General features: G+C 59.5%; 16 protein-coding genes and 2 tRNA genes. 7 read left to right on the top strand and 11 right to left on the bottom strand.

What is annotated here, in order from left to right; all coding sequences use genetic code 11:
- Window positions 1–2 precede the first annotated feature (2 nt).
- Entirely contained in the window at window positions 3–3,128 is a 3,126-nt protein-coding gene (locus tag ERD78_RS17155; protein ID WP_129970807.1) for a TonB-dependent receptor domain-containing protein, read from the bottom strand.
- 479 nt (window positions 3,129–3,607) lie between these two features.
- On the bottom strand, window positions 3,608–3,823 hold the full coding sequence (locus tag ERD78_RS17150; RefSeq protein ID WP_129970805.1) for a cold-shock protein: 216 nt from the start codon (window positions 3,821–3,823) through the stop codon (window positions 3,608–3,610).
- A gap of 311 nt (window positions 3,824–4,134) precedes the next feature.
- Between ERD78_RS17150 and ERD78_RS19815 the strand changes: the two genes are divergently transcribed.
- Window positions 4,135–4,305, top strand: coding sequence for a hypothetical protein (locus ERD78_RS19815; protein ID WP_167668975.1), 171 nt, complete (start codon window positions 4,135–4,137; stop codon window positions 4,303–4,305).
- A gap of 39 nt (window positions 4,306–4,344) precedes the next feature.
- On the opposite strand, the gene ERD78_RS17145 is transcribed toward ERD78_RS19815, so the two are convergent.
- From ERD78_RS17145 to ERD78_RS17130, 4 genes are all read right to left on the bottom strand, one after another.
- A complete protein-coding gene (locus ERD78_RS17145; protein WP_129970803.1) occupies window positions 4,345–4,563 on the bottom strand; it encodes a hypothetical protein in 219 nt (72 codons plus the stop codon).
- Between the two features lie 131 nt (window positions 4,564–4,694).
- Entirely contained in the window at window positions 4,695–5,606 is a 912-nt protein-coding gene (locus tag ERD78_RS17140) for an SDR family NAD(P)-dependent oxidoreductase (protein ID WP_129970801.1), read from the bottom strand.
- Window positions 5,607–5,630: 24 nt separating this feature from the next.
- Entirely contained in the window at window positions 5,631–6,887 is a 1,257-nt protein-coding gene (locus ERD78_RS17135; protein WP_129970799.1) for a CaiB/BaiF CoA transferase family protein, read from the bottom strand.
- Window positions 6,888–6,900: 13 nt separating this feature from the next.
- Window positions 6,901–7,881 carry a Bug family tripartite tricarboxylate transporter substrate binding protein gene (locus ERD78_RS17130; RefSeq protein WP_129970797.1) on the bottom strand — a complete coding sequence of 327 codons (981 nt, stop codon included), beginning with the start codon at window positions 7,879–7,881 and terminating at the stop codon, window positions 6,901–6,903.
- Between the two features lie 99 nt (window positions 7,882–7,980).
- Here ERD78_RS17130 and ERD78_RS17125 point away from each other — a divergent pair, with 99 nt between their 5' ends.
- Window positions 7,981–8,919 (top strand): LysR family transcriptional regulator, encoded by a 939-nt coding sequence (locus tag ERD78_RS17125; RefSeq protein WP_129970795.1) that lies wholly within the window; start codon window positions 7,981–7,983, stop codon window positions 8,917–8,919.
- Between the two features lie 12 nt (window positions 8,920–8,931).
- Here the strand turns inward: ERD78_RS17125 and ERD78_RS17120 are convergent, their stop codons facing one another.
- The 4 genes from ERD78_RS17120 to ERD78_RS17105 form a co-directional block, all read right to left on the bottom strand.
- Window positions 8,932–9,498 (bottom strand): methyltransferase family protein, encoded by a 567-nt coding sequence (locus tag ERD78_RS17120; protein WP_129970793.1) that lies wholly within the window; start codon window positions 9,496–9,498, stop codon window positions 8,932–8,934.
- 272 nt (window positions 9,499–9,770) lie between these two features.
- Window positions 9,771–9,847 (bottom strand) — tRNA-Pro (locus ERD78_RS17115).
- Window positions 9,848–9,914: 67 nt separating this feature from the next.
- Complete coding sequence (locus ERD78_RS17110; RefSeq protein ID WP_257216560.1) at window positions 9,915–11,528, bottom strand: TerC family protein; 1,614 nt, start codon at window positions 11,526–11,528, stop codon at window positions 9,915–9,917.
- A 73-nt stretch (window positions 11,529–11,601) separates the two neighbouring features.
- A complete protein-coding gene (locus ERD78_RS17105) occupies window positions 11,602–13,485 on the bottom strand; it encodes an LTA synthase family protein (RefSeq protein ID WP_129970791.1) in 1,884 nt (627 codons plus the stop codon).
- A 177-nt stretch (window positions 13,486–13,662) separates the two neighbouring features.
- Between ERD78_RS17105 and ERD78_RS17100 the strand changes: the two genes are divergently transcribed.
- The 3 genes from ERD78_RS17100 to ERD78_RS17090 are packed head-to-tail and all read left to right on the top strand — an operon-like array spanning window position 13,663 to window position 18,432.
- Window positions 13,663–14,880, top strand: a complete 1,218-nt coding sequence (locus tag ERD78_RS17100) for an ABC transporter substrate-binding protein (RefSeq protein ID WP_129970789.1) — start codon at window positions 13,663–13,665, stop codon at window positions 14,878–14,880.
- A 43-nt stretch (window positions 14,881–14,923) separates the two neighbouring features.
- Entirely contained in the window at window positions 14,924–16,807 is a 1,884-nt protein-coding gene (locus tag ERD78_RS17095) for an ABC transporter permease (RefSeq protein ID WP_129970788.1), read from the top strand.
- On the top strand, window positions 16,804–18,432 hold the full coding sequence (locus ERD78_RS17090) for an ATP-binding cassette domain-containing protein (protein WP_129970786.1): 1,629 nt from the start codon (window positions 16,804–16,806) through the stop codon (window positions 18,430–18,432). The genes ERD78_RS17095 and ERD78_RS17090 overlap by 4 nt, the downstream gene beginning before the upstream one ends.
- Before the next feature lie 73 nt (window positions 18,433–18,505).
- Here the strand turns inward: ERD78_RS17090 and ERD78_RS17085 are convergent, their stop codons facing one another.
- Window positions 18,506–19,789 carry a phospholipase A gene (locus ERD78_RS17085; protein ID WP_129970784.1) on the bottom strand — a complete coding sequence of 428 codons (1,284 nt, stop codon included), beginning with the start codon at window positions 19,787–19,789 and terminating at the stop codon, window positions 18,506–18,508.
- A gap of 143 nt (window positions 19,790–19,932) precedes the next feature.
- Between ERD78_RS17085 and ERD78_RS17080 the strand changes: the two genes are divergently transcribed.
- Window positions 19,933–20,006 (top strand) — tRNA-Arg (locus ERD78_RS17080).
- Window positions 20,007–20,038: 32 nt separating this feature from the next.
- Entirely contained in the window at window positions 20,039–21,955 is a 1,917-nt protein-coding gene (locus ERD78_RS17075; RefSeq protein WP_371734623.1) for a potassium transporter Kup, read from the top strand.
- The last annotated feature ends 21 nt before the right edge of the window (window positions 21,956–21,976 follow it).

The following is a 21,976-nucleotide window of genomic DNA, read 5'->3' as shown; positions in this document are numbered from 1 at the left end:
CATCAGTATCGCAAGGCGAGGTCCAGATTTACCGTACGTCCCGGGCCCGGCTGGGCTACCCTGGCCAATGGATCCAGGTAATACCGGTCGGTCAGGTTGTCGATCGATAGCCGAACACTGCTGAAGCGATTGATGCAGTATTCAGCGGACAGGTCGAACAGCATGACGTTGTTCCAGTAAAAGGGACGCGTGGACCAGAGATACAGGTCGCGATCAGCATCTCGCATTACGATGCGTTCAAGTCTATTGTTTTCGGTACGGCTGTGGTAGCGCATCCGGACATTAATGTCCATCTTGTTTTGCAGCAGGCGGGTGCCTAGATCAGCGTTTATCGAGTATTTGGGCTGCAGGCTGTAGAAGGCCATGGTCCCAGCGAAGCCTCCGGGAACGCATTTAGGCCACCGACCGCGAGCGGGGTCGAGTTGCACGGCATAGTCGGCATCGCACATGTCTTGCCGCAGGCGTAAGGTGGCGGCCAATCCGCCATAGAATAGGCCGGCATCGAAGCGGCTTTGCATCTCCAGACCGCTCATGATCTTGCGGTCGAACTGCAGGGTAGTCATGCTTTCGGTTCGATCATAAAAATTGCGTATGGTGTTGTGGTAGTAGCTAAGTTTGATATCGGCCACCCGCAAGTGAGGTAAAAGGTTGTTCAGGTCGTGCACGTAGCCGATCTCCCAAGCCTCGTTATGCTCTGGCCTAGGTGTATACGGAAACTCGCCGACAATACTGCGTCGGTTGGCGGTTTCCAGAATGCTTGGAAAGCGTGCCATGCTGGCTGCGCGTGTATAGATGCGGGCACGCTCATTCAGTTGATAGGAGACTGTCAGTTGTGACGTCCACGCATGACTGCGTTGCTTTTCAGGACGCTCCCATGGATCATCTGGTTTGATCGATTTAAACCTGTGGGGAATACCACCCAAAGATCTGTGTTTTTTGTAGACGCCGGGGACACCTTGCGGGTTTTCGACTGTTTCGGAAAGATTGATCTGCCCGTTATGGAATGGATTCTGTTTGCGGTCAGCCTTGCCGTCGTGCAGCGGTACGGGCCATCGCACGAACCACCACTGGAGCCCGGTTTTATAATCCCGCTGCATGGAATGGAAATGATTCGCCTCCATGTACGCCAGATACTCTTCCGCCAACTTTACCCATTCTTCATCTTGTATAGCAGTAAAGAGCTTTTTATGCATCGCCAGCTCTTCATCGCTGACGATTTGTGAATAGTGAATAAGCTGGTGTGTGTTGATTGATCTTTTTGCCCAGCGTTTATCCTCTTTTGCGAGACGATTGTTTGTTTCGTCATCAAATCCCCAATAGGCGCCGTAACGCGTTCCAGCGCTGATCTGCAACCTGTCGGTCGCGCGCCAGCTTAGATTCATGCCCGCTCCGTACTCCTGGCGCCGCCCGGATGCTGGACCGAATGCAGTGCCGGTTATTCCACCGCCTATTACCGCTGTTTCAATCGGCATGTAGTCCGTCTTGCGCTCGTACTGCCAGTCCGCGGCGGCGGTCAGGGTAAGCCTGTCGTTCAGGCGAAAGCGGTTGCTTACGTCTATGCCTGTTTTGGTGGATTGCGTGTGTTGAAGGGTGCCTATGAATACGTTGTATTGGTTGTCGGTGTTGGGTTGCCGCGGTGGCGGGTGAACAGGGTCGATGGTACCCATGCCGTACAGGCCTTGGCATTGGATGCGTTGAATGGTTTTACAGAACACCCATGTGTCCCACAGTAGATCGGTAGCGCCTACTTGATACGTGGCATCGCCGGTATGGTAGCGCTTGTTGTTGCTCACAGCGCGCCAGAGAGAAAACTGCAAATCCAGCCAGCGGGTGTCTTGCGGTTTTATCTCATAGTTGAGCCGGTATGTTTTCTGATCGACCTGTGTGGGCGGATAAGGGTACTGAAAGCGGGTGCGCGCAAAGTTGATATCCGGATCAAGATCGCTCATGTTGAGGAAGAGTTCGACAAGTGCCGGCGGCAGCTCGCCAAAGTCGAGCTGATTGCGGCTCATGCCCAGGCTGAGCTTTTGGCCATTGGGAAGGTGCCAGTTATTCTTGAACAGCGTGCTGCTGTTATGGGTGCTGGTGTAGGGGACTTCGTAGCCGGGGGCAAAGAGCCGTGCCAGGTTGGGATAGAGGTTTTGCGGCATAAAGTCGACGATGGGTGCCGTATTTGAAAGATAATCGTCGGCGCCCTTTGTGCCCGCGAAGTAGTTGCCCCGACGTGCATTACTGTATGCAAGCATGGCGTCGAAATATTCATGCCGATAGGCACCGCTTAGGAAGGCCCTTCGGTTATGGTGATTGAATCGCTGGACATCGGAGCGTTCGCGCATTTGAACCCATGGTTCGGTGAATGCCACACCTGGGGTGGCCCAGGTGGTTGCGGTGATTGCACCGGGGATGTCTCGGTAATCCTTGCCGACTATGCTGTAGGGGTCGGAGGAATCCTGGACGGAATTGGTGGCAGTGTTGAGCTTGATTTCCATGCCCCAGTTGTTGCCGGGTGAAATAATATCGGACGCCTCGATGGTGCGTATGGCCACGGAGCCGCCGATGCCGCCTTTCATGCCTCGCGTTATGGCAGGGCCTTTCTCCACCGAGATGTTGCGGAACATATTGGGGTCGACATAATTGCGGTTGTTTATGCCACGCATTGCCATCCACACATCAAGCGACTGGTCTACGCCATCGACGGTGACGGGTATGCGCCCATTTCCAGACAAACCGCGAATATTGGGAAAGAGCGCGGCGCCGTTGCGGTTGTCGGTGTTGTAGACCCCGTTCATGCCGGCAAATACGTCGCCCACGGAAACACCTTTGTGCCGCTCCAGATACGCGCGATCTACATAGGCGTTGGCGATATCCTTTTCGTAGACGTCGTCATGACCTTTTTCGTCGATGCTGCGCGTACCGGTAACCACGATGTCGTCCAGCGCTGAAACACGCCCGGTCTTGCGTGCGGCATTGAGTGAATGCGCCTTGTCAGGCTTCTGGCCGTTCACGTTGACGGACGATTGATCGTCGCGTTCCGCATGATTTTCTGCCTGCGCGGACGCGGGAGGATGCGCAGCGTAAGCGCTTGAAAGCAGCAAGGCCAGTAGGCGAAGCTTGAATCGGATGTACATTGAGTGGGTTCTGAACAGAGGGCAACAAAATAGCCAACTGCGGATGCGATGCTCATACACTGAGGTATGCCTGTCACGACACACCCTATTCGCCAGGCAGGCGATGGTGTGTGGTTAGGCTCAGGCTGGCGCTGTCCCGGCAGTGGCTTGCATGGTGAAACGAACAAGCGGTCGCGATATTCGCTGCGGCGCAGGGCGCTCACGCCATGAAGCTTCGGCGCCGAAAAAGATAAACGCGGATGTTTGCCTGGCTGCTTGAGGGAAAAACCCATTTGAGGGTGCGAGTGCGCTGCGGCCATGCGGCAGCGAACCCGGGGAACAGGGTGCCGGGAGGGTGTGGGGGGATTCAGCCGCGCGGAAACATGTCCGGCGGCATGGGCCTGAAACGGGCAATGAGCCGTTGCGGCTTTTTGCGCTTGTTTCCTGGGCCAAAATAATAAAGGCCCCGTCAGGGGCCTTTATTCACTGCAATCGCTTTATTACGCGACTTCAATCGCTGTTGCCTGGGGGCCCTTCTGGCCCGCCGCCGCGATATAGCTCACACGCTGGTTTTCCTCGAGGGAGCGGTGGCCGCTACCGGAGATTTCAGAGTAGTGGGCGAAGAGATCCTTGCCGCCGGCTTCTGGCGAGATGAAGCCAAAGCCCTTGTCGTTGTTGAACCATTTTACGATGCCGAATTCACGTTGATTACTCATATGCTTTATTCCTGTTGATTAAGAGCGAAATGCTCCGGTTTGGCAGGGTCACCAGGCGTAAAGATATTGAATTGGCACCTACAACTTGTAACTGTGCAAACTGACTCGAAACTAACCTAACTAACTATCTACCTCGCGCAAGAGTAGGCCTTTTCGGAGGACAGGTCAACAAGTATTTTCATTTCATGCGGCGAATGCGACATAAGCGCCGGTCATGCGGCCCAGTGTCGCTTATGCGGCACATATTTTGCTGCGGATCCAGCCATACCCACGCAGCCGGCAAAAGGCCTGCCGGCGCTCAAGGAGCTTACATGATGGCAAACGATAAACCCGCACCCAAGGATGACGATACCCGGCGTGAAGATCAGAAGAGCCACGGCGATCAGCAGAATCGCAGCAAGAAGGATGGGCACACCAGCCAGATCGGTGCCAGTCAGGACCAGGTCAGCCAGCGAAATCGCGGGAGTGGTTCAAGACGGTGAGGCCGGACGGGTTTGGGGGCAGGGATATTCGACGGCTGTTTACCTGGGCGGTTGGGAATTCAGATGCTGAACGATCTGTTCGTTCAGGGTAATCACCTTAGCGCGCGCCTCGAACCATTGTTCGCGCGCCCTGATTCGCAAGGCGAAGTCTTCCGTGCGCTCCGCTTCCCGCAATGCGTCAAGCAATGCACGTTCCTCGGCCTTGAGTGCCTCGAATTCGCGCAAAGCCCGGTCCAACCAGCTCTTCCACTGGTCCATCTTCCCCCCGGCATCGCCCTGCTTATTGTGGACGAGATAATAGGCTGGGGGAGGGAATAACTCAACAAAATTTACGAACGCGTACTATTTCGTAGTTGCCGCCTGGGCGCGAAGCGGAGCGCACGGAAGGTTCAGGCGCGTGAACTGGTCTGCGGCGAGGCCGTCCGAGCCTTGGCGACTTCATGGCGCAGTTGATCGAATCCAGTGGCAGGTATGGTTTCTCCCCGACGGTCGGAAACCTCGTCCAACCGGTGGATCAGGCTGCTTGCCGACAACTCTGCCTTTCCCAGGTATATGCCTTGCGTCATGGTGATGTTCGCTTGTTCGAAACCTCCTGCGCCAGCCATCAGAATGGTTCGGGTTGGAGCGTTTTCCGCTGCGAGGACTACCACAGCCGGGCTCACTGCGGCCGGTGAAAGCATATTGAGCGCCTCGGCTTCAAGCAGCCCTTCGGTCATGGCCGTGGCAGCCGTGGGGGCAAGGCAGTTGACGCGGATGTCGTAGCGTTCGCCTTCGAGGGCGAGTGTCTGCATCAAGCCGACCAACGCCATTTTTGCCGCCCCGTAGTTGGCTTGCCCGAAGTTGCCATAGAGCCCCGAAGAGGAAGTGGTCATCACGATGCGCCCGTAGTTCTGGTCACGCATGCTGTTCCAGACCGCATGGGTACAGTGCACCGCGCCCATCAAATGCACCTCCATGACCAGCCGGAAATCATCCAGGCTCATCTTTGCAAACGTCTTGTCGCGCAGAATGCCCGCGTTGTTCACCAGAATGTCCACACGGCCCCATTGCTCGATGGCCGATTGCACCATTGCCTGAGCCTGCAGTGGGTCTGTTACATCGGCGCTGCGTGCGTGCGCCTCGCCGCCGGCCGCGCGTATGTCGTTTACGACGGCCAGCGCATCGGCGCCTGGCCGGTCGGCATCCAGGTCGCTGACCAGCACCTTGGCGCCGTGGCGGGCAAGTTCCAGCGCATGCGCCCGGCCGAGACCGCGGCCCGCACCCGTCACAATGGCAATCCGGCCTTGTAAAAGTTGTGTCATCGATTATTCCAGGTATTGAAATTGTCAGGAGGTCGGCGGCGTGGCGGCTTCGACCTGTGTGCGAATGATACCAACGCGCTCGAGTTCGGTGATGGTGTCATCATCCAGGCCCGCATCGGCCAGCGCGGCGCGACTGTGCTGGCCCAGCGATGGCGCGCCGGCCTGGGTGGGTTCGCCGTCCTGTTCCAGCGCGAAACCGATACCCCGCGACCTTACTTCGCGGCCGGCCTGCTGGAAGCGGTAATCTGGCAGGTTCACGCACGCCGTGGCGTCCACCTCATCGAGAAACTCTTCAAGTTTTCTTACTCTGGCAGCGGGCACGCCGACATGGCCCAGCAGCGCTTCCAGCTCTGCCGCGCTGCGGGTCGCAAATGCCTTGCGCAAACAACCGACAACGTAGTCTTGATCGTTCGGCACCACGAAGCCATTGGGGCGATTGAATGCGGCAAGATTCAGGGCCCGTGCATCGCTGCATAAATCTTCTATTCCGATGACGGCAGCGAGCTTGCGGAACTGGGCTGGGGTGTTTGCCGCGACCGCCAGCCATCCGTCGGCACATCGGTATGTATCAGCGGCGGGGCTGCCGGTATAGCCACGATTGCCAACCCGTCGTGTTGCTGTTCCGTCACTCAGATAGGAGCAGGCGTTGGGATACATCAGCATCAGGGAGGCCTGGACCATGGAGGCGTCGATATACTGCCCGACGCCGTCGCGGGCGCGGCGATGCAGCGAGGAAACGATGGACAGGGCGCCGAGCATGCCTACGGCTACATCGATGACCGGGAAGCCCACCTTGAGCGGCGGGGCGTCGTCTCCCTCCCCCGACATCATCATCATGCCGGTCAAGGCTTGAACGACATGATCGTAGGCGCCGCGCCGCGACCAGTCGCCTTGTTGACCGAAACCCGAGATGGAACAGTAAATGATGTCGGGCTTGATGGATTTGATGGTGGCGTAGTCCAGCCCGTACCGGGCGACCACACCTGGCCGGAAGTTTTCGATGAACACATCGGCAGAGGCAGCGAGTGTGCGCAGCAGTTCGGCGCCCTGCCGCGTTCTCATATCCAGCGCCAGTGATCGCTTGCCTGCGTTGAGGGCTGAAAACCCGGTCGGCGTATCGGTATCAGCCTCATCTTTCATGGAGCGCAGCACTTCGCCAGCCAATGGCGGTTCCACTTTGACGACCTCGGCGCCCAGTTGCGCCAGATAGAATGAAGCGAGGGGCCCGGCTATCACGTGCGATAGATCCAGCACGCGCACGCCTTCGAGCGGTTTTGTCATGAAGCGCACTCCGTCAGCCGGCGGTGACACCGGTGAGTTTGATGATCTCGGCCCATTTGCGATATTCGCTTTGTATGAAGCTTGCAAAGCTTTGTGGATTATCGCTTTGGATGACGCGGGTTCCGGCTGCTGCAAACTTGCGCTTTACCGAAGGATCCTGGAGGGCTGTGGTTGTGGCGGCAAAGAGTTTATTCACCGCCTCGGGCGGCGATCCTTGGGGCAGCCAGAAGCCAAACCAGAATTCCTGGATCGCCAGCTCGCTGTGCAGGATGCCGTGAAGCGTGGGCACGTTGGGCAGCTGAGGCATGGGATCGCGGCTGGACACGGCCAAGGCGCGCAGCCTGCCGTCCTCGACCTGCGGAATGGCGGTGCCTGCAATGGCGAATGCGAAATCGGTGTCCCCACGCGTGAGTGAGACTGGAATTTCGACTGAACCCTTGAAAGGAATATGAACAGCATTCGCGTGCAGCAGGGAGAGAAAGGTTGCGCCACCCAAGTGCGCCCCTGATCCGACGCCGCCGGACGCAAAATTCAGTTTGCCTGGATTGGCGCGCAATGCGGAAATAAGATCCTGCAGGGTTTTATAAGGCGAGCTGGCAGACACGACGAGCACGGTGGGCGAGGTGGCAATGACAGTGACAGGCAGGAAATCATTGAGCGGATCGAAAGCCAGATCAGGTTGCAATGCTTTCTGGATCAGGTGCGAGTTTGATCCCAGCAAGGCGGTGTAGCCATCAGCGTCGGCCTGGGCGACATATTGCGCCGCCAGCACGCCGCCGGCTCCGACCTTGTTTTCAACCACGACGGGCTGCTCCAGTACCGCGCTGAGCTTGGGGCCGAACTGGCGCATCATGACGTCCGGCCCCCCGCCGGCAGCATAGGGCACGATGATGCGGACCGCCCGGGACGGGTAGCTCGCCGGCGTGGCCCGCGCGGTGGTGTTGAAGCCCAGACTGGCAAACAGGGCACCCAGGCAGAAATGGCGGCGTTGCATGGCGTCTCCTTGTAGTGCATTGCAGAATAGGTTATCGAGGTGAATATAAAAAGTGATATATTTTTATATATCGATAACTTTATGTTTTATATCTAGTTGATGAACGCTTCGATGGAGCCGGATCATCTGGTGGCGAAGCTGCGTTTTCGGCACTTGCGTTTACTGACGGAGGTGCAGGCAAGAGGGAGTCTGCGCGCCGCCGGCCAGGCGCTCAGTCTGACTCAGCCAGCCCTGAGCAAGGCGCTGGCGGAAATCGAGAACGCATTTGGCTTCCCATTGTTTTTCCGCAGCGCGCGCGGCTTGACGCCGACCGTCCAGGGGGAAGCTGTGCTTCGCGGCGCGAGGCTTCTGCTCAAAGAGCTTGCGCATCTTCGTTCCGAGGCGGTCACCGCGGATCGCTTCCAGGCCAAGATCCGGGTAGGCGCACCGCCGTTTGTGGCGCAGACGTACCTGCCCGCCGTTGTTGCCAAGCTGGTGAAACGAGAGATGCCGATCCGGGTGCAATTACTGGAGGAGCCTGTACCCGCCCTGATCCGCGCATTGCAGCGGGGCGAACTCGATGCGCTGGTCACCACCTTTCCACTTCAGATGCTGGAGTCCGACGCGGGGGCGTTTGAATTCATCAAACTGTTTGAGGTGCAGTACGCTGTGGTGGCTTCCACCGCGCATCCGCTTGTTCGTGCGAGGCAGGTGGGCTGGGCTAGTCTGGCGCGGGAGCCATGGGTGATGCCAGCCGAAGGGTCTATGGGCCGCAAGCTCATTGAAGACTGTTTCACGCACGCTGGCGTGCCCGTGCCGCTGCCTGTAATCGAATCCACCAGTCCGACGACAAGGGTACAGCTCGTTGCCGACGGTTTGGGCGTCGGTATCGTGCCTGAAGCAATACCCCTGCACCGTCAATCGCAAACGGGACGAATCAAGCGGATACGCGCGTTTCCCGAGCCGCCTTCCAGCGTGGTGGCGTTGATTTTCCGCAAGGGGCCGGTTAATCCGCGGGTTGCCTTGCTGAAAGATGCGCTGGGCGTGGCGGGTGGATAAGCGGGCTTTGCTTTACAGATATCGCCTGACCCGCTGGCAATAGTCGGCGTAGGCCTGGCCATATTGCTTGTTCAGGAATTTTTCCTCCCGCAATACCTGGCGGTGGAAAAGCCAGAATCCAGCGCCAAGATAGGCGAGGAGGATCCAGTTGGAAAAAATAAGGAACTGTCCCAGCAATATAACGGCAAAAGCCACGTAAATCGGATTGCGGCTAAGGGCAAACACACCTGTGGTAACCAGCCGGTCGGGGCTGTCTTCATCGATACCCACCCGGAAGCTTCGTCCGAATGAAACAAGACTCCATAGCAATAACAGCAATCCGGCCAGGCAAAGCGCTACGCCTATCCAGCCGACTGCCTCAAAGGGCAGGAATTCTTGCCTGCTGATGCTGGGCCAATGGAAGGCCTGGGCGAACACGAGATAGAAATAGAGCAGAGCGAAAGGCGGAATAAGAAAGTCTGTTCTGTCCGTTTCGCCGAACCGGAAGGCCTTGATGCCGTTTGCGCTCATCAAGGCGATCCGCGCCAGTACCATGCCCAGCATGAGTACTATGGTCAATGCGGCAAGATAGTTTGCCATGACTGCCTCCCGAGTGTTCCTCGCGGAGACTAGATTACTGCATTGAAGATGCGCCTGCGTGTTCTTGTTGTTCGGCACGCAAGGGCATGGGTTGGGTTGGCGAACCCACGCCCCTGCAATTTGCATCATGCGGTCGGCACGAGATTGCATGCGGCGTATGTTGGCTCGTTGAACGCAATTGCGCTTTACCGCAAATGTATCGGACAAGAAAAAAGAGCTTGCGCGCAAGATGGCGTAAGCTCTTGATTTCACGGTTTGTGCCCGTTTTTGTGTGGTCGGGGCGAAAGGATTCGAACCTTCGACCCTCTGGTCCCAAACCAGATGCGCTACCAGGCTGCGCTACGCCCCGACGTTTTTGCAATAGCCGCACAATATAGCACAAAAGGGGCGCGCGCCCCGGCCCTGATGCGCAGTCATCAGCTGTGGGGGCCTCCGACGTCGTCGCTTTCCGCGCCGTGCTCGGCATCCTGACGCGCCAGCAACTCCACCAGTACCTTGGCGATGCGTCGGCCTTCAATTTCGAGCACATCGAAGCGCAGTTGGCCGCGCAGGCTATCCACGACGACTTCGTCCCCCGGTGCGGGCAGGCGGCCAAACTGCCTCAGCAGGTAGCCGGCGAGCGTACTGTATTCGTCGGTGTCTTCCATCAGGCCTTCGATCTGCAGGGCCTGTTCGAACTGGTGCATGTCGGCCGCGCCGTCCACTATCCAGCGGTTTTCCTCATCGACGATGATGTCGGGCGTTTCATCCTCGTCGGGGAAGTCGCCGGCGATCGCCTCGAACACATCGATGGGCGTGACCAGGCCTTCCACGGCGCCGAATTCATTGATGACCAGCACCAGCTGCCCGCGGGCGGATTTCAGGGTCTGGATGAGGTCCAGAATGCGCACGGTTTCATGCACGATGATGGGTGGACGCAATTTGCGCTCATCCAGCGCGCCGCGCATGAGGATGTCGGCAATGATGTCCTTGGCCCGTCCTATGCCCACGACATCATCCAGCGATCCGCGGCAGACGGGAAAGAAGCCATGCGGCGTCTCGCGGATCTCGCGGCGGATGTCCTCTGGGTCATCATTCAGGTCCACCCAGCTGATGTCGGTGCGCGGCGTCATGATGGAATGGACGTTGCGGTCGGCCAGGCGTAGTACCCCGCTGACCATATTGCGTTCTTCGACGCCAAAGGGCGCTTCGGCGGCTGCGGGTGTTTCAGGATCGACGGGTGTGTCCACATTGGGCGGGCGCTTGCCAAGCATGCGCAGTATGCCTTCGGCTGTACGTTCACGCATAGGCCGCATGGTTTCCATGCTGAGCAGCTTGCGCCGGGCAAGTTGATTAAGGCCCTCGATCACTGCCGAGAAAGCGATGGCGGCGTACAGATAGCCTTTGGGCACTTTGAACCCAAAGCCTTCCGCAATCAGCGCGAAGCCTATCATGAGCAGGAAGCCAAGACACAGTATGACGACCGTCGGATGCGCGCCGACAAAGCGTGTCAATGGCTTGGAGGCAACCAGCATGATACCGATCGCAATGATCACGGCGGCCATCATGACTTCGATCCGATCGACCATGCCGACCGCGGTGATGACCGCATCCAGGGAGAAAACCGCATCCAGCACGACGATCTGCGTCACCACAATCCAGAAACTGGCGTAGGCGCGTGGGCCCGCCATGCCGTGGTGCTTGCCTTCCACACGCTCGTGCATCTCCATTGTGCCCTTGAGCACCAGGAAAAAGCCTCCTACGATCAGTATGAGGTCGCGCCCGGCGAAGGAGAATGGGCCCAGTGAAAACAAGGGCTGCGTAAGCCGGAACATCCATGAGATGGCCGAGAGCAGCGCCAGCCGCATGATGAGCGCGAGGCCCAGCCCTATCAGGCGTGCCCGGTCGCGCTGGGCGGGCGGCAGCTTGTCGGCGAGAATGGCGATGAAGACCAGATTGTCGATACCCAGGACGATCTCAAGCACGACCAGCGTGAGCAGACCTATCCATGCTTCCGGATCGGTGAGCAGCACTATCAGCGAGTCCATCATCGTACCCTCCGAGACTCATGGGAGAATAGGGCGGACGGGGGTTCCGGGTCGGCAGGCACGAGGGCGATATCCTTCAGGTCTGGAGGTGGGGGAGGGTGTAGGCGCGATCGTTGTAGATCTGGTTGGGCCACAGTACGTGGGCCAATGCAACGCGCGCAAGCGTTTCATCAAGGGCTACCGGATCGAAGACGTCGGGAGCCTGATAGCGGTACTGAGTGGCACCACGATGCGGCTCGAGCACAACGAGCTGGTCACCCTGCAGGTAGCCGTAGTTCTCTTTATATTGCATCATCGCGCGTCCGCCGCCACCCTGTGTCAGGTCATGGCCAGGCATGGGGTGTTCGGTTTCCAGTCCCATGAGCGAGAGCAGGGTGACCGGCAGATCGATCTGGCTGATGATACGGTCATCACGCCGCGCCTCTACATCCGCGCCCAGAATCATGGCGGGGATATGAAAGTGACGCATAGGCACCAGGCGGGCGCCTCCGACCTTGGCGTCATGGTCGGCAACCAGCAAGAAAACCGTATTGTTCCAGTAGTCCGATGTGCGTGCCTGTTCGAAGAACCGGCCAATGGCCCAGTCGGCATAGCGCACGGTGTTGGAGACACTGCGCGGATCTCCTTCCGGCGTGATGCGCCCTTCGGGGTACTCCCATGGGGAGTGATTGCTCACGGAGAATGCGAGCGTGAAAGTGGGCTGGTCGCCGTCATTCAGCAGCAGACGGTGCAGCTCATTGAACATATCTTCGTCGCTGGCGCCCCATGTGCCTACAAAAGCGGGTTCCTGGAAGTGGGGCAGATCATGCACATGATCGAATCCGTTGCCAAGGAAGAAGTTCTTCATATTATCGAAATGGGCTTCTCCCCCGTAGATGAAGCGGGAATGGTATCCATGCTGGCGCAACAGTTGCGCCAGCGTGAAGAAGTTGCTTTGGGCACCCGATAAACGCAGGACGGCGTCGGAAATAGTGGGTGGAAAGCCGGCTGAGAGCGCCTCCAGGCCGCGCACCGAGCGTGTGCCGGTCGCATAGGCGCGGGTGAAGTTCCATGCGTCTTTTGCCAGCGCGTCGATGCAGGGCGTATAGCCCGCGCCGCCCAGGTTGCCAATGTACTGCGCGCCGAGGCTTTCTTCGACGATCATCACCAGGTTGAGCGGGCGCTCGCGCCGGCGCGCAGGATGCTGCACATGCAGGCTGGGTATGTCTTGCCGGGTCTGGCCGATGCCCGCCTCCCGCAAGACGAGGCCATTGCACTCTTCGCTATCCATATGGCCGTATACACGCGTGGCCGAACGCTCGTTTTTCATGCTGTAGATGGCGTAGGCCACGCTGTATAGCGAATTGAGCGGCAGCGTATTCAGCATACTATCCGCGCAGTAGGCAACCGTGGACGGGTTGATGGGACGGTGCTTGAGTGTGCCGCGTATGGCCAGGGCCACGACGGCGGCGGCGGCGACGGAAAACAGAATGCCTTGCCACCAGGCCATGGACGCATCGGGTTGCGCGCGATGAAAGAGCCACCAGGCTAGCCAGGCGAGCGCCGCGATCACGGCCACAGCGCCGATCAGGGTAGCCTTGTAGCCTTTCCAGAGCATGCCGAAAACTTCGCGCGGATGTTTCAGATATTCGACGTACAGGCGATTGGGGCGGGTGTCGTATTCATCGATGAATTGCGGGGTGGATGCCTCCAGTAGAACCATCAGCACCCATCCGAACATGAACCACCCACGGGTGATGCCGATCGCAAGGGATGAATCACCGAACCATGGTGAAAGAATCAGCGGAATGCCGGCCAGCGTAGCGATGAGATTGGCGTCGATGCGCGCACCGCCGCGAATGATGGGCCACAGCCCACCCGCCTGTTTGACGCGCTGCCATTGCCAGGCGGCCAGCATGCAGCGGCTCAGCGTCAAAAGCACCAGGCTGCAGCCAATGAAGAGTAAGGTCAGGTTCCGCATGCATTGCAAGAAAAATTCAGGAGGTCTAGTGTAATGGACTTTCATGATCCGACCCTGCAATAGTGGCTTGACGAATAATTATGCTCACTGTTAGCATAATTATTCGTCGTCGGGGCACGCAGCCTGATTCCCTGTGCGGCTCATTGACCTTTCTCAGCCACCGCCCAGGATTTCATCATGCATATATCTTTCCGGCTTACTTCCCGGCTTCTTGCCGGCACCGCTCTTGCTATTGCCAGTTTTTGCGCGATCGCCGCCCAGGACGTCATTCGCATAGGCGAGTTGAACAGCTACAAGGCGCAGCCCGCCTTTCTCGGGCCATATAAAAACGGCATGGAGCTGGCGCTGGAGCAAATCAATGCGGCCGGCGGCGTCAATGGCCGCAAGCTTGAGTTGGTGATACGCGACGATAACGCCAACCCCGGCGATGCGGTGCGCGCCGCGCAGGAGTTGCTCGCGCGCGAGAAGGTCGATGTGCTGACGGGCACGTTTCTCTCCCATGTTGGCCTGGCGGTGGCCGATTTCGCCAAGCACAAGAAGCGATTTTTCCTCGCCAGCGAACCATTGACGGACAAGATCGTCTGGGCTGACGGCAACCGCTACACCTACCGGCTGCGGGCCTCCACCTATATGCAGGTGGCCATGCTCATTCCCGAGGCGGTAAAAATGCACAAGAAGCGTTGGGCCATTGTTTATCCCAACTACGAATATGGCCAGTCCGCCGCGACCACATTCAAGACGCTGCTCAAGCAGGCACAGCCCGATGTCGAGTTTGTGGCTGAACAGGCGAGCCCACTGGGCAAGATCGACGCCGGCAATGTGGTGCAGGCCTTGGCGGACGCCAAGCCCGATGCGCTGTTCAATGTGCTGTTTGCCACGGATCTGACTAAATTTGTCCGTGCAGGATCCCAGCGCAATTTCTTTGAGGGGCTGTCGGCCGTCAGTCTCCTCACGGGCGAGCCCGAGTACCTGGATACGCTGGGTAATGAAACGCCCGAAGGCTGGGTGGTGACCGGCTATCCGTGGTACGCCATCGACACACCGGAGCACAAGGCGTTTCTGGAGGCCTACCGCGCCCGCTTCAACGACTATCCCCGCCTGGGCACGGTCGTGGGATACAACGCGATCAAGTCGCTGGCCGCTGGCATTGCCAAGGCCGGCTCCACCGACACCGATGCCCTGATAGAGGCATTCAAGGGGCTGGAGGTGGACACGCCTTTCGGGCGCATCATGTATCGAGGCATAGATCATCAGTCAACCATGGGCGCTTATGTGGGCAGCCTGGCCATCAAGGATGGCCACGGCGTCATGACCGACTTCCGGTATGTCGATGGCGCCAGCGTGCAGCCTGACGATGCGCAGGTTCGGGCGTGGCGGCCTGATTCGGCGAACTAGGATGGAAAGAGGCGTTCGTGCGGAGCGTCTCTTGCCTTGACTCATGCATTTTTCCGGTCTCGTCGTTCAGGTGCTCAATGGCCTGGCCGAAGCTTCTTCGCTTTTCCTGGTTGCCGCAGGCTTGTCGCTGATCTTCGGCGTCAGCCGTATCGTCAATTTTGCCCATGGCTCGCTGTACATGCTCGGGCTTTATGTCGCCTATACGCTAGTGGCCGCCTGGGGGAACACGGCGCCGGGATATTGGCTGGCTATTCTAGCCGCGGCACTTGTCATTGGCGTGCTGGGTGCGCTGATCGAGATCCTGCTCTTGCGCCGCATTTACCAGGCGCCGGAAATGTTCCAGCTGCTTGCGACTTTCGGCCTGGTTCTGCTGTTCAACGATCTTGCGCTATGGCTATGGGGGCCTGATGACCTGCTTGGCCCGCTGGCGCCAGGCCTGGAGGGTTCCCTGCCCATCCTGGGCCGCTATCTGCCCGTCTACGATATCCTGCTGATGGTGGTCGGTCCCGCCGTGCTGCTGGCGCTTTGGTGGGTGCTGGCGCGCACACGGTGGGGCATGCTGGTGCGCGCCGCCACGCAGGACCGCGAAATGCTTGGCGCCCTGGGCGTGAACCAGGCCTGGCTGTTCACGGGCGTGTTTGCCTTTGGCGCCTTGCTGGCGGGCCTGGGCGGCGCCATGCAGGTGCCGCGGCAGCCGGCCAGCCTCATGCTTGATCTGAGCATTATTGGAGATGTTTTTGTGGTCGTGGTGGTGGGCGGCATGGGCTCGCTTCCAGGGGCCTATTTGGCGGCTGTCATCATTGCGCAGCTCAAGGCGCTGTGCATCAGCCTGGGCGTGGTGGAAATAGGGGGCATTTCTATTGCGTTTCCTCGGCTCACGCTCGTGATCGAGTTCATTTTCATGGCCGTGGTGCTGACGGTGCGGCCTTGGGGGCTGTGCGGCAGACCGCTGGCCATCTCGCGTCACATCGGGCCGCCCGCCGCGCCACTCGCTTCCCTTCGCGGCGCTGGCCGCCTGGCTGCCGCGCTGGCGCTGGCGGCTTTGCTGGCCTTGCCGCTGCTCGACGGTATTTTGCCCTATCTGCCCATCTTGGCCCAGGATGTGCTGATCGCTATATTGTTCGCAGTCAGCCTGCATGCCATGATGGGCTTGGGCGGCATGCCTTCCTTCGGCCATGCGGCCTATTTCGGGCTCGGCGCCTATGGCGCGGCGCTGCTGTTTCAATCAGCGGGTGTCGGCATGCTGCCCGCCATTGCGCTGGCGCCGATGCTGGCCTGCGTGGCCGCCATGCTGTTCGGCCTGCTGGGTGCACGGCTCACGGGCGTTTACCTGGCCATGCTGACATTGGCCTTCGCGCAGATCATCTGGTCGATTGCCTTTCAATGGGATGACGTAACCGGCGGTTCCAACGGCCTGTTCGGTGTTTGGCCCGAGGACTGGCTGTCGGGCAGGGGCTATTACTATTTCACGCTGCTGCTGGTGTCGGCGGCGGTGATCCTGGTCAGGCGCGCGGCTTTTTCGCCCTATGGCATGGCGCTACGCGCCACGCGCGATTCCGTGCTCAGGGCCAGCGCCAGCGGCATGCCCGTCAGGCGCATTCAATGGGTATCGTTTGTTGCGGCGGGTACCCTGGCCGGGCTGGCGGGCGCGCTGTATGTCTTTGCCAAGGGCGGTACATCGCCGGAAGTCATGACCGTGGGCAAGTCAGTGGAAGCGCTGGTCATGGTCATGCTGGGCGGCATCCAGTCGCTATCGGGGCCGGTGATCGGGGGCGCCGTCTTCACAGTGCTCCAGGATTTCTTTGTGGGCGTGACCGAATACTGGCATGCGCTCTTCGGTCTGGTCATCTTACTGGTCGTTCTGGCATTTCCTCAGGGCATCGCCGGCTGGGCCGCAGTTCTGAAGCGGCGGGAGGGGCGGCCATGACGCTGTTGCATGTACGGGGCCTGGCCCGCGATTTCGACGGCAACCGCGCGGTGGATGGCGTTGGCTTCGAGCTGGATGCGGGTGAAATGGTGGCGCTCATCGGGCCCAATGGCGCAGGCAAATCGACCTTGTTCAACATGCTGGGAGGGCAGTTGGCCGCCACGGCTGGTTCGGTACAGTTCGACGGGCATGAATTGATGGGCATGGCACCGCACCGCATTGCCCGGCTGGGCATAGGGCACAGTTTCCAGGTCGCTGCCACCTTCACCTCGCTCACCGTCAGTGAAAACCTTCAGGCCGCCCTGTTGGCGCATCGCGGGCGCATCTGGTCCTGCTGGCGGCGCGCGAGCAGCCTGTATAGAAGCGAAGCACTGGACTTGTTAGAGGAAGTCGGCATGCGAGACCAGGCCGCGCGCCCTTGCAGTGAGCTGGCTTATGGCGACGTCAAGCGTCTGGAACTAGCCATGAGTCTCGCGGGCGCGCCGCGGCTGCTGCTAATGGACGAGCCCACGGCCGGCATGGGAGCGGCTGAGCGCGATGCCCTCATGAAGCGTGTCAAGGCACTGGCGCGAGAGCGGACGATGGCGGTGCTGTTTACGGAGCACAGCATGGACGTGGTGTTCGGTTATGCCGACCGCATTCTCGTTCTGGCGCGCGGGCGCCTCATCGCGCAAGGCGATGCTGCGCAAGTGCGCAGCGACCCCCAGGTGCGCAAAGTGTATTTCGGCACTGGCACCACATTCCAGGATGACGATACTCGGCCGGCGCTGACGCCGGCGGCCCCCTCGAACCGCACCGAGGCGGAAGCGTGCGCACCGCGGGCGGCCACAGTCCATTCCGATCCGCAAGCAGGCGCAGGTGCGGGCTTACGGGAAGAGGAGAGAGGGGCGACAGCGTTGACGCCATTGCTGGCGGTGCGCGGCCTGAATGCGTGGTATGGGGCGGCCCATATCCTGCGCGATATAGATCTGCAAGCGGAGCGGGGCGAGGTGGTGGCGCTCATGGGCCGCAACGGCGCGGGCAAGTCCACCACCTTCAAGGCCATCATGGGGCTGATTCCGGCGCGCGAAGGCGGCATACACCTGTTGGGGAGGAACATCGCACGCTGCCAGCCGCATGAAATAGCACGGCTCGGCCTGGGCTATGTGCCCGAGGACAGACGAATATTTACCGAGCTGACGGTTGTCGAGAATTTACTTACCGGCCGCCGGAAGCCCGAACGCGACGCGCAGGCCGGGCATGGTGCGACGGACTGGGCCGTGGAAGATGTGTTTGCATTGTTTCCGCATCTTGCCGCGCTGGCGCGGCGCCGGGCCGGCGCGCTGAGCGGCGGCGAGCAGCAGATGCTGACCGTGGCCCGAACTCTGATGGGCAATCCGCGGTTGCTGCTGCTGGACGAGCCTTCCGAAGGCGTTGCGCCGGTCATCGTGGAGCAGATGGCCGATATGATACTGTCGCTGAAGCGCCGGGGCGTCAGTATTTTGCTGTCAGAACAGAATCTGCATTTTGCGCGCCTCGTGTCCGACAGGGCCTATGTGCTCGAAAAGGGTGTAATCCGCTTTCAGGGCAGTATGGCTGCACTGGCCGGTAACCAATCGGTCAGGCAGGCCTATCTGGAGCTGTAGACGCGACACAGTTACAGCCCTGTCCGGGCACGGCAGCGGCGCCCGTACCCAAGCCACACGCCGCGCATGCAAGTCAGGGCACCAGCGCCAGGCCGATGCGTATCTGCGACCCTACTTTGTGGTTGTAGTCCAGCAACGTCTCGCCATAGCCCTTGAAGTACTGCACATGCAGATAGCCGTTCATGTTGAGCGGCGTGCGGCGCAACGGCCATGCCGCTTCTAGCTGAGTGGCGTAGTGTCCGCCATGCCCCTGGCGGTATAGACCGCTGAGCACCAGACCGTTGTCCTGGGCCCAGCGCAGCTTCCAGTCGACATGGCCGAAATAGTCGCTGTAGTCGGGATTCTCGTCCATGCTGAAGTAGGACTTGATCTTGGGCGCGAAGGTCAGCGTGCTGCCGCCTGAAAAGCGGTAATTGAATTCGGGCTGTACATAGACGAAATTCAATGAACGCGTGTCGTCGCCGTCCTTGCCGTTGGACTCATGCTCCACCCCCGATTGCAGGCCTGTGAACCAGTTGTGTCCCGGCGATTCCCACAATGCATCCTTGCGCCAGAACACACTGGGCTTGAACGAGGTATCCACAAATGGGTGCGAATCCGAAAACAGGTCCCACAGCGATGTCTGGGTATAGGCAAGATAGAAGTTGTCGACGAATGACGGGTTGCTGGCATCCTCGGGTTGGAACAGGCGGTACTTGAAGCTAAGCTGGAAGCGCGCATTGCGCCCGTTGTTGTTGCCCAGGTCAAAGTACACGGGTTCGTAGGGCGAAAAGGCATTGCGGAAGTTGTCGAAGGCCGCGTTGGAGCCCGATGCCTGTACCGCAACGGGCGTCGGACCGCTGGATGGCGATGCATGCGCTTCAGCCACGGTCGTGGCGGGCAGGGGCGGGTTGGACTGTCCGTCTGCACTGACCTTGCCAGTATCCACGACGGGCCCTGTGGCGGGCGCGGAGGCCACCTGGGTCATGACGCCAGTGTCCAGCGCCATGAGTGTGGAATCACCTTCCACGTTTACGGCCTGCAGGCCAGTCAGGCCGGCTGGCACCTGCGCGTGCCAGACCAGCGTCACGAAGTTATTGACCGGAAGCGTGATTTCGCCGGAGCCGTCGGCCAGTTGCGCCAGGCTGCGGATGACCTGGCCGTCCTGGCCGCGCCACTGGATGACCAGCTCGTGGGGCGGGGACCACGACAGGGAATCTTGTGTGTCGTTGAAGAGTACGCCAGTGATGTCGACGGTTTGTCCCGGCAACGCCTGGGGTTGGGATAGCTTGTAGGTGATGCCGGCAGTCGCGTTGGCAGTACAGAGCAGGACGCCTGTGGCCACAATGGCATAGCGCGATAATGGAGGGAAAGACATGGAATGAATATATATTCAGTATTTTCCTATAACAGCAGAACTTTAGCATCCACAAGCCAATAACGCTTGGGCGTATGTAAGCAGTTTTTAAACGCCGGGTAAGGCAGGTTGTCGCCAGCCCGTTTATAATCCGGACTTTCTGGCCGCCCTTAGCTCAGTTGGATAGAGCACTCGCCTTCTAAGCGAGCGGTCACACGTTCGAATCGTGTAGGGCGGACATTTTTCACAGGCATTTCCATGCGCGGCGAAATGCCCCTATCTTTCATGACCGCTATTCATCGAGAAAGTCCGGCTTCACCCAACGCGTTGCGGCCCAGTCCCGCCATCCTGCTTGGCACGCTGGGCGTGGTTTTCGGCGATATCGGCACCAGCCCTTTGTATGCCATCAAAGTATCGCTGTCCGCATTTCCGGTGCTGGATCCCGAACATATCCTGGGCGTTCTGTCGCTGCTGTTCTGGCTGTTGACCATCGTTGTGTCTCTTAAATACGTGGCCTGCATTCTGAGGGCCGACAACCAGGGCGAAGGCGGTATTCTTGCGCTCATGGAGCTGGCCATAGCGCGGCTTGAAGGCAGGAAGCGCTGGCTTTATATCGGCTTTGGCCTGGTCGGGGCATCGTTGTTCTACGGCGACAGTATCATTACGCCCGCGATTTCTGTTATGTCCGCCATCGAGGGCCTGGGTATCGTGTCGGACCAGTTGGACAGCTGGGTCGTGCCACTTTCCCTGATCGTGCTGGCCAGTCTGTTTGCCATACAGTCACGCGGCACCGGCACCATGGGCAAGCTGTTTGGGCCCATCATGCTGGTGTGGTTCCTGGTCATCGGCCTGCTCGGACTATGGCGCACCGTGCAGACGCCCATGGTGCTGCAGGCGCTCAATCCCCTGTGGGCGCTTCAGTTCATACAGGATGCCCCCTGGGACGTGTTCCTGTTGCTGGGCGCCATCGTGCTTTCGGTGACGGGAGCCGAGGCACTCTACGTGGACATGGGCCATTTCGGTCGCAGAGCCATACGCTTGGCATGGTACGGCCTGGTCATGCCTGCGCTGGTGTGCGCCTACTTCGGGCAGGGCGCGCTGCTGCTGAGGGATCCGGCGGCCATCAAGAATCCATTTTTCCTGCTGGCGCCTAGTCCTGCACTGCTCGTGCTGGTGGTCATCGCCACGCTGGCCACCATCATTGCCTCGCAGTCCGTGATTTCCGGCGCCTTCTCTATTACCCGGCAAGCGGTGCAGCTGGGCTACTGGCCACGCATGCAGATCGAGCACACATCCGCCAGTGCCGAAGGCCAGATTTATCTGCCGCGTGTGAACATGCTGCTATTCGTCGCGGTCATGGTGCTTATCGTGGGCTTCGGGTCGTCTGACCGCCTGGCCCATGCCTATGGCTTCGCTGTGACGGGCACCATGCTGATGACCTCGCTGCTAGCCTTCATGGTGCTTCCGAGGAAGGCCAAGGGCTTGCGGCGCGCCATATGGCTGGCCGCGCTTACGGTATTCCTGCTCATCGACATCCTGCTGTTCTCCTCCAACGCGCTCAAGATACCGCAGGGAGGCTGGCTGCCTTTGGGAATAGGCCTGACCATCTTCACCTTGATGATTACCTGGAAGCGCGGACGCCATCGGTTGCATGAGGCCTTGTCGGAGGAAACACATACACTCAAGGAGTTCATGGAGGGCCTGGAAACCTATCCGCCCACGCGCGTACCGGGCACCGCGGTTTTCATGAGCATGATTTACGGCACTGTTCCGCCCGCTTTGCTGCACAATCTCAAGCACAACAAGGTATTGCATGAACAGGTGCTGTTTCTGACGGTGGAGACGGCGCGTGTGCCCTATGTGCCGTTCGAGGAGAGATATATCCTGGAAAAAGTGGGTCGGTCGAGCTGGCAGGCTAGGGCGACATGGGGCTTCAAACAGGAGCCGAATGTGCCGCAGATGTTGGAACAGTTGGCGCAGGATTTGCCGGAGCTCAATCTCGAGCCGCTGCAGGTATCGTACTTCCTTTCAAGGCAGACGGTACTGGTGGTGCGCAAGCTGCCCTTGCTGGCCCGCATGCAGCGGCGCATCTTTGCCTTAATGGCGCGCAATGCGACGCGCAGCACACGGTTCTATAAGATACCGCCCAATCGCGTCGTGGAAATGGGCATGCAGCAGGAGATCTGACGCGCAGCACGCCGCGCCTTT

This window comes from Allopusillimonas soli, from assembly GCF_004153445.1.
Lineage (GTDB): Bacteria > Pseudomonadota > Gammaproteobacteria > Burkholderiales > Burkholderiaceae_B > Allopusillimonas > Allopusillimonas soli.
The sequence above is the reverse complement of the archived record's forward strand: the minus strand, read 5'-3'. Positions and strand labels throughout refer to the sequence as shown.

What these genes read in the sequence shown, in the direction of transcription:
- ERD78_RS17085 (WP_129970784.1), bottom strand. Translation starts at nt 19,789, where the DNA reads ATGTCTTTCCCTCCATTATCGCGCTATGCCATTGTGGCCACAGGCGTC.
- ERD78_RS17075 (WP_371734623.1), top strand. Translation starts at nt 20,039, where the DNA reads ATGCCCCTATCTTTCATGACCGCTATTCATCGAGAAAGTCCGGCTTCA.
- ERD78_RS17090 (WP_129970786.1), top strand. Translation starts at nt 16,804, where the DNA reads ATGACGCTGTTGCATGTACGGGGCCTGGCCCGCGATTTCGACGGCAAC.
- ERD78_RS17120 (WP_129970793.1), bottom strand. Translation starts at nt 9,498, where the DNA reads ATGGCAAACTATCTTGCCGCATTGACCATAGTACTCATGCTGGGCATG.
- ERD78_RS17135 (WP_129970799.1), bottom strand. Translation starts at nt 6,887, where the DNA reads ATGACAAAACCGCTCGAAGGCGTGCGCGTGCTGGATCTATCGCACGTG.
- ERD78_RS17130 (WP_129970797.1), bottom strand. Translation starts at nt 7,881, where the DNA reads ATGCAACGCCGCCATTTCTGCCTGGGTGCCCTGTTTGCCAGTCTGGGC.
- ERD78_RS17110 (WP_257216560.1), bottom strand. Translation starts at nt 11,528, where the DNA reads ATGATGGACTCGCTGATAGTGCTGCTCACCGATCCGGAAGCATGGATA.
- ERD78_RS17150 (WP_129970805.1), bottom strand. Translation starts at nt 3,823, where the DNA reads ATGAGTAATCAACGTGAATTCGGCATCGTAAAATGGTTCAACAACGAC.
- ERD78_RS17140 (WP_129970801.1), bottom strand. Translation starts at nt 5,606, where the DNA reads ATGACACAACTTTTACAAGGCCGGATTGCCATTGTGACGGGTGCGGGC.
- ERD78_RS19815 (WP_167668975.1), top strand. Translation starts at nt 4,135, where the DNA reads ATGATGGCAAACGATAAACCCGCACCCAAGGATGACGATACCCGGCGT.
- ERD78_RS17105 (WP_129970791.1), bottom strand. Translation starts at nt 13,485, where the DNA reads ATGCGGAACCTGACCTTACTCTTCATTGGCTGCAGCCTGGTGCTTTTG.
- ERD78_RS17145 (WP_129970803.1), bottom strand. Translation starts at nt 4,563, where the DNA reads ATGGACCAGTGGAAGAGCTGGTTGGACCGGGCTTTGCGCGAATTCGAG.
- ERD78_RS17155 (WP_129970807.1), bottom strand. Translation starts at nt 3,128, where the DNA reads ATGTACATCCGATTCAAGCTTCGCCTACTGGCCTTGCTGCTTTCAAGC.
- ERD78_RS17100 (WP_129970789.1), top strand. Translation starts at nt 13,663, where the DNA reads ATGCATATATCTTTCCGGCTTACTTCCCGGCTTCTTGCCGGCACCGCT.
- ERD78_RS17125 (WP_129970795.1), top strand. Translation starts at nt 7,981, where the DNA reads ATGAACGCTTCGATGGAGCCGGATCATCTGGTGGCGAAGCTGCGTTTT.
- ERD78_RS17095 (WP_129970788.1), top strand. Translation starts at nt 14,924, where the DNA reads ATGCATTTTTCCGGTCTCGTCGTTCAGGTGCTCAATGGCCTGGCCGAA.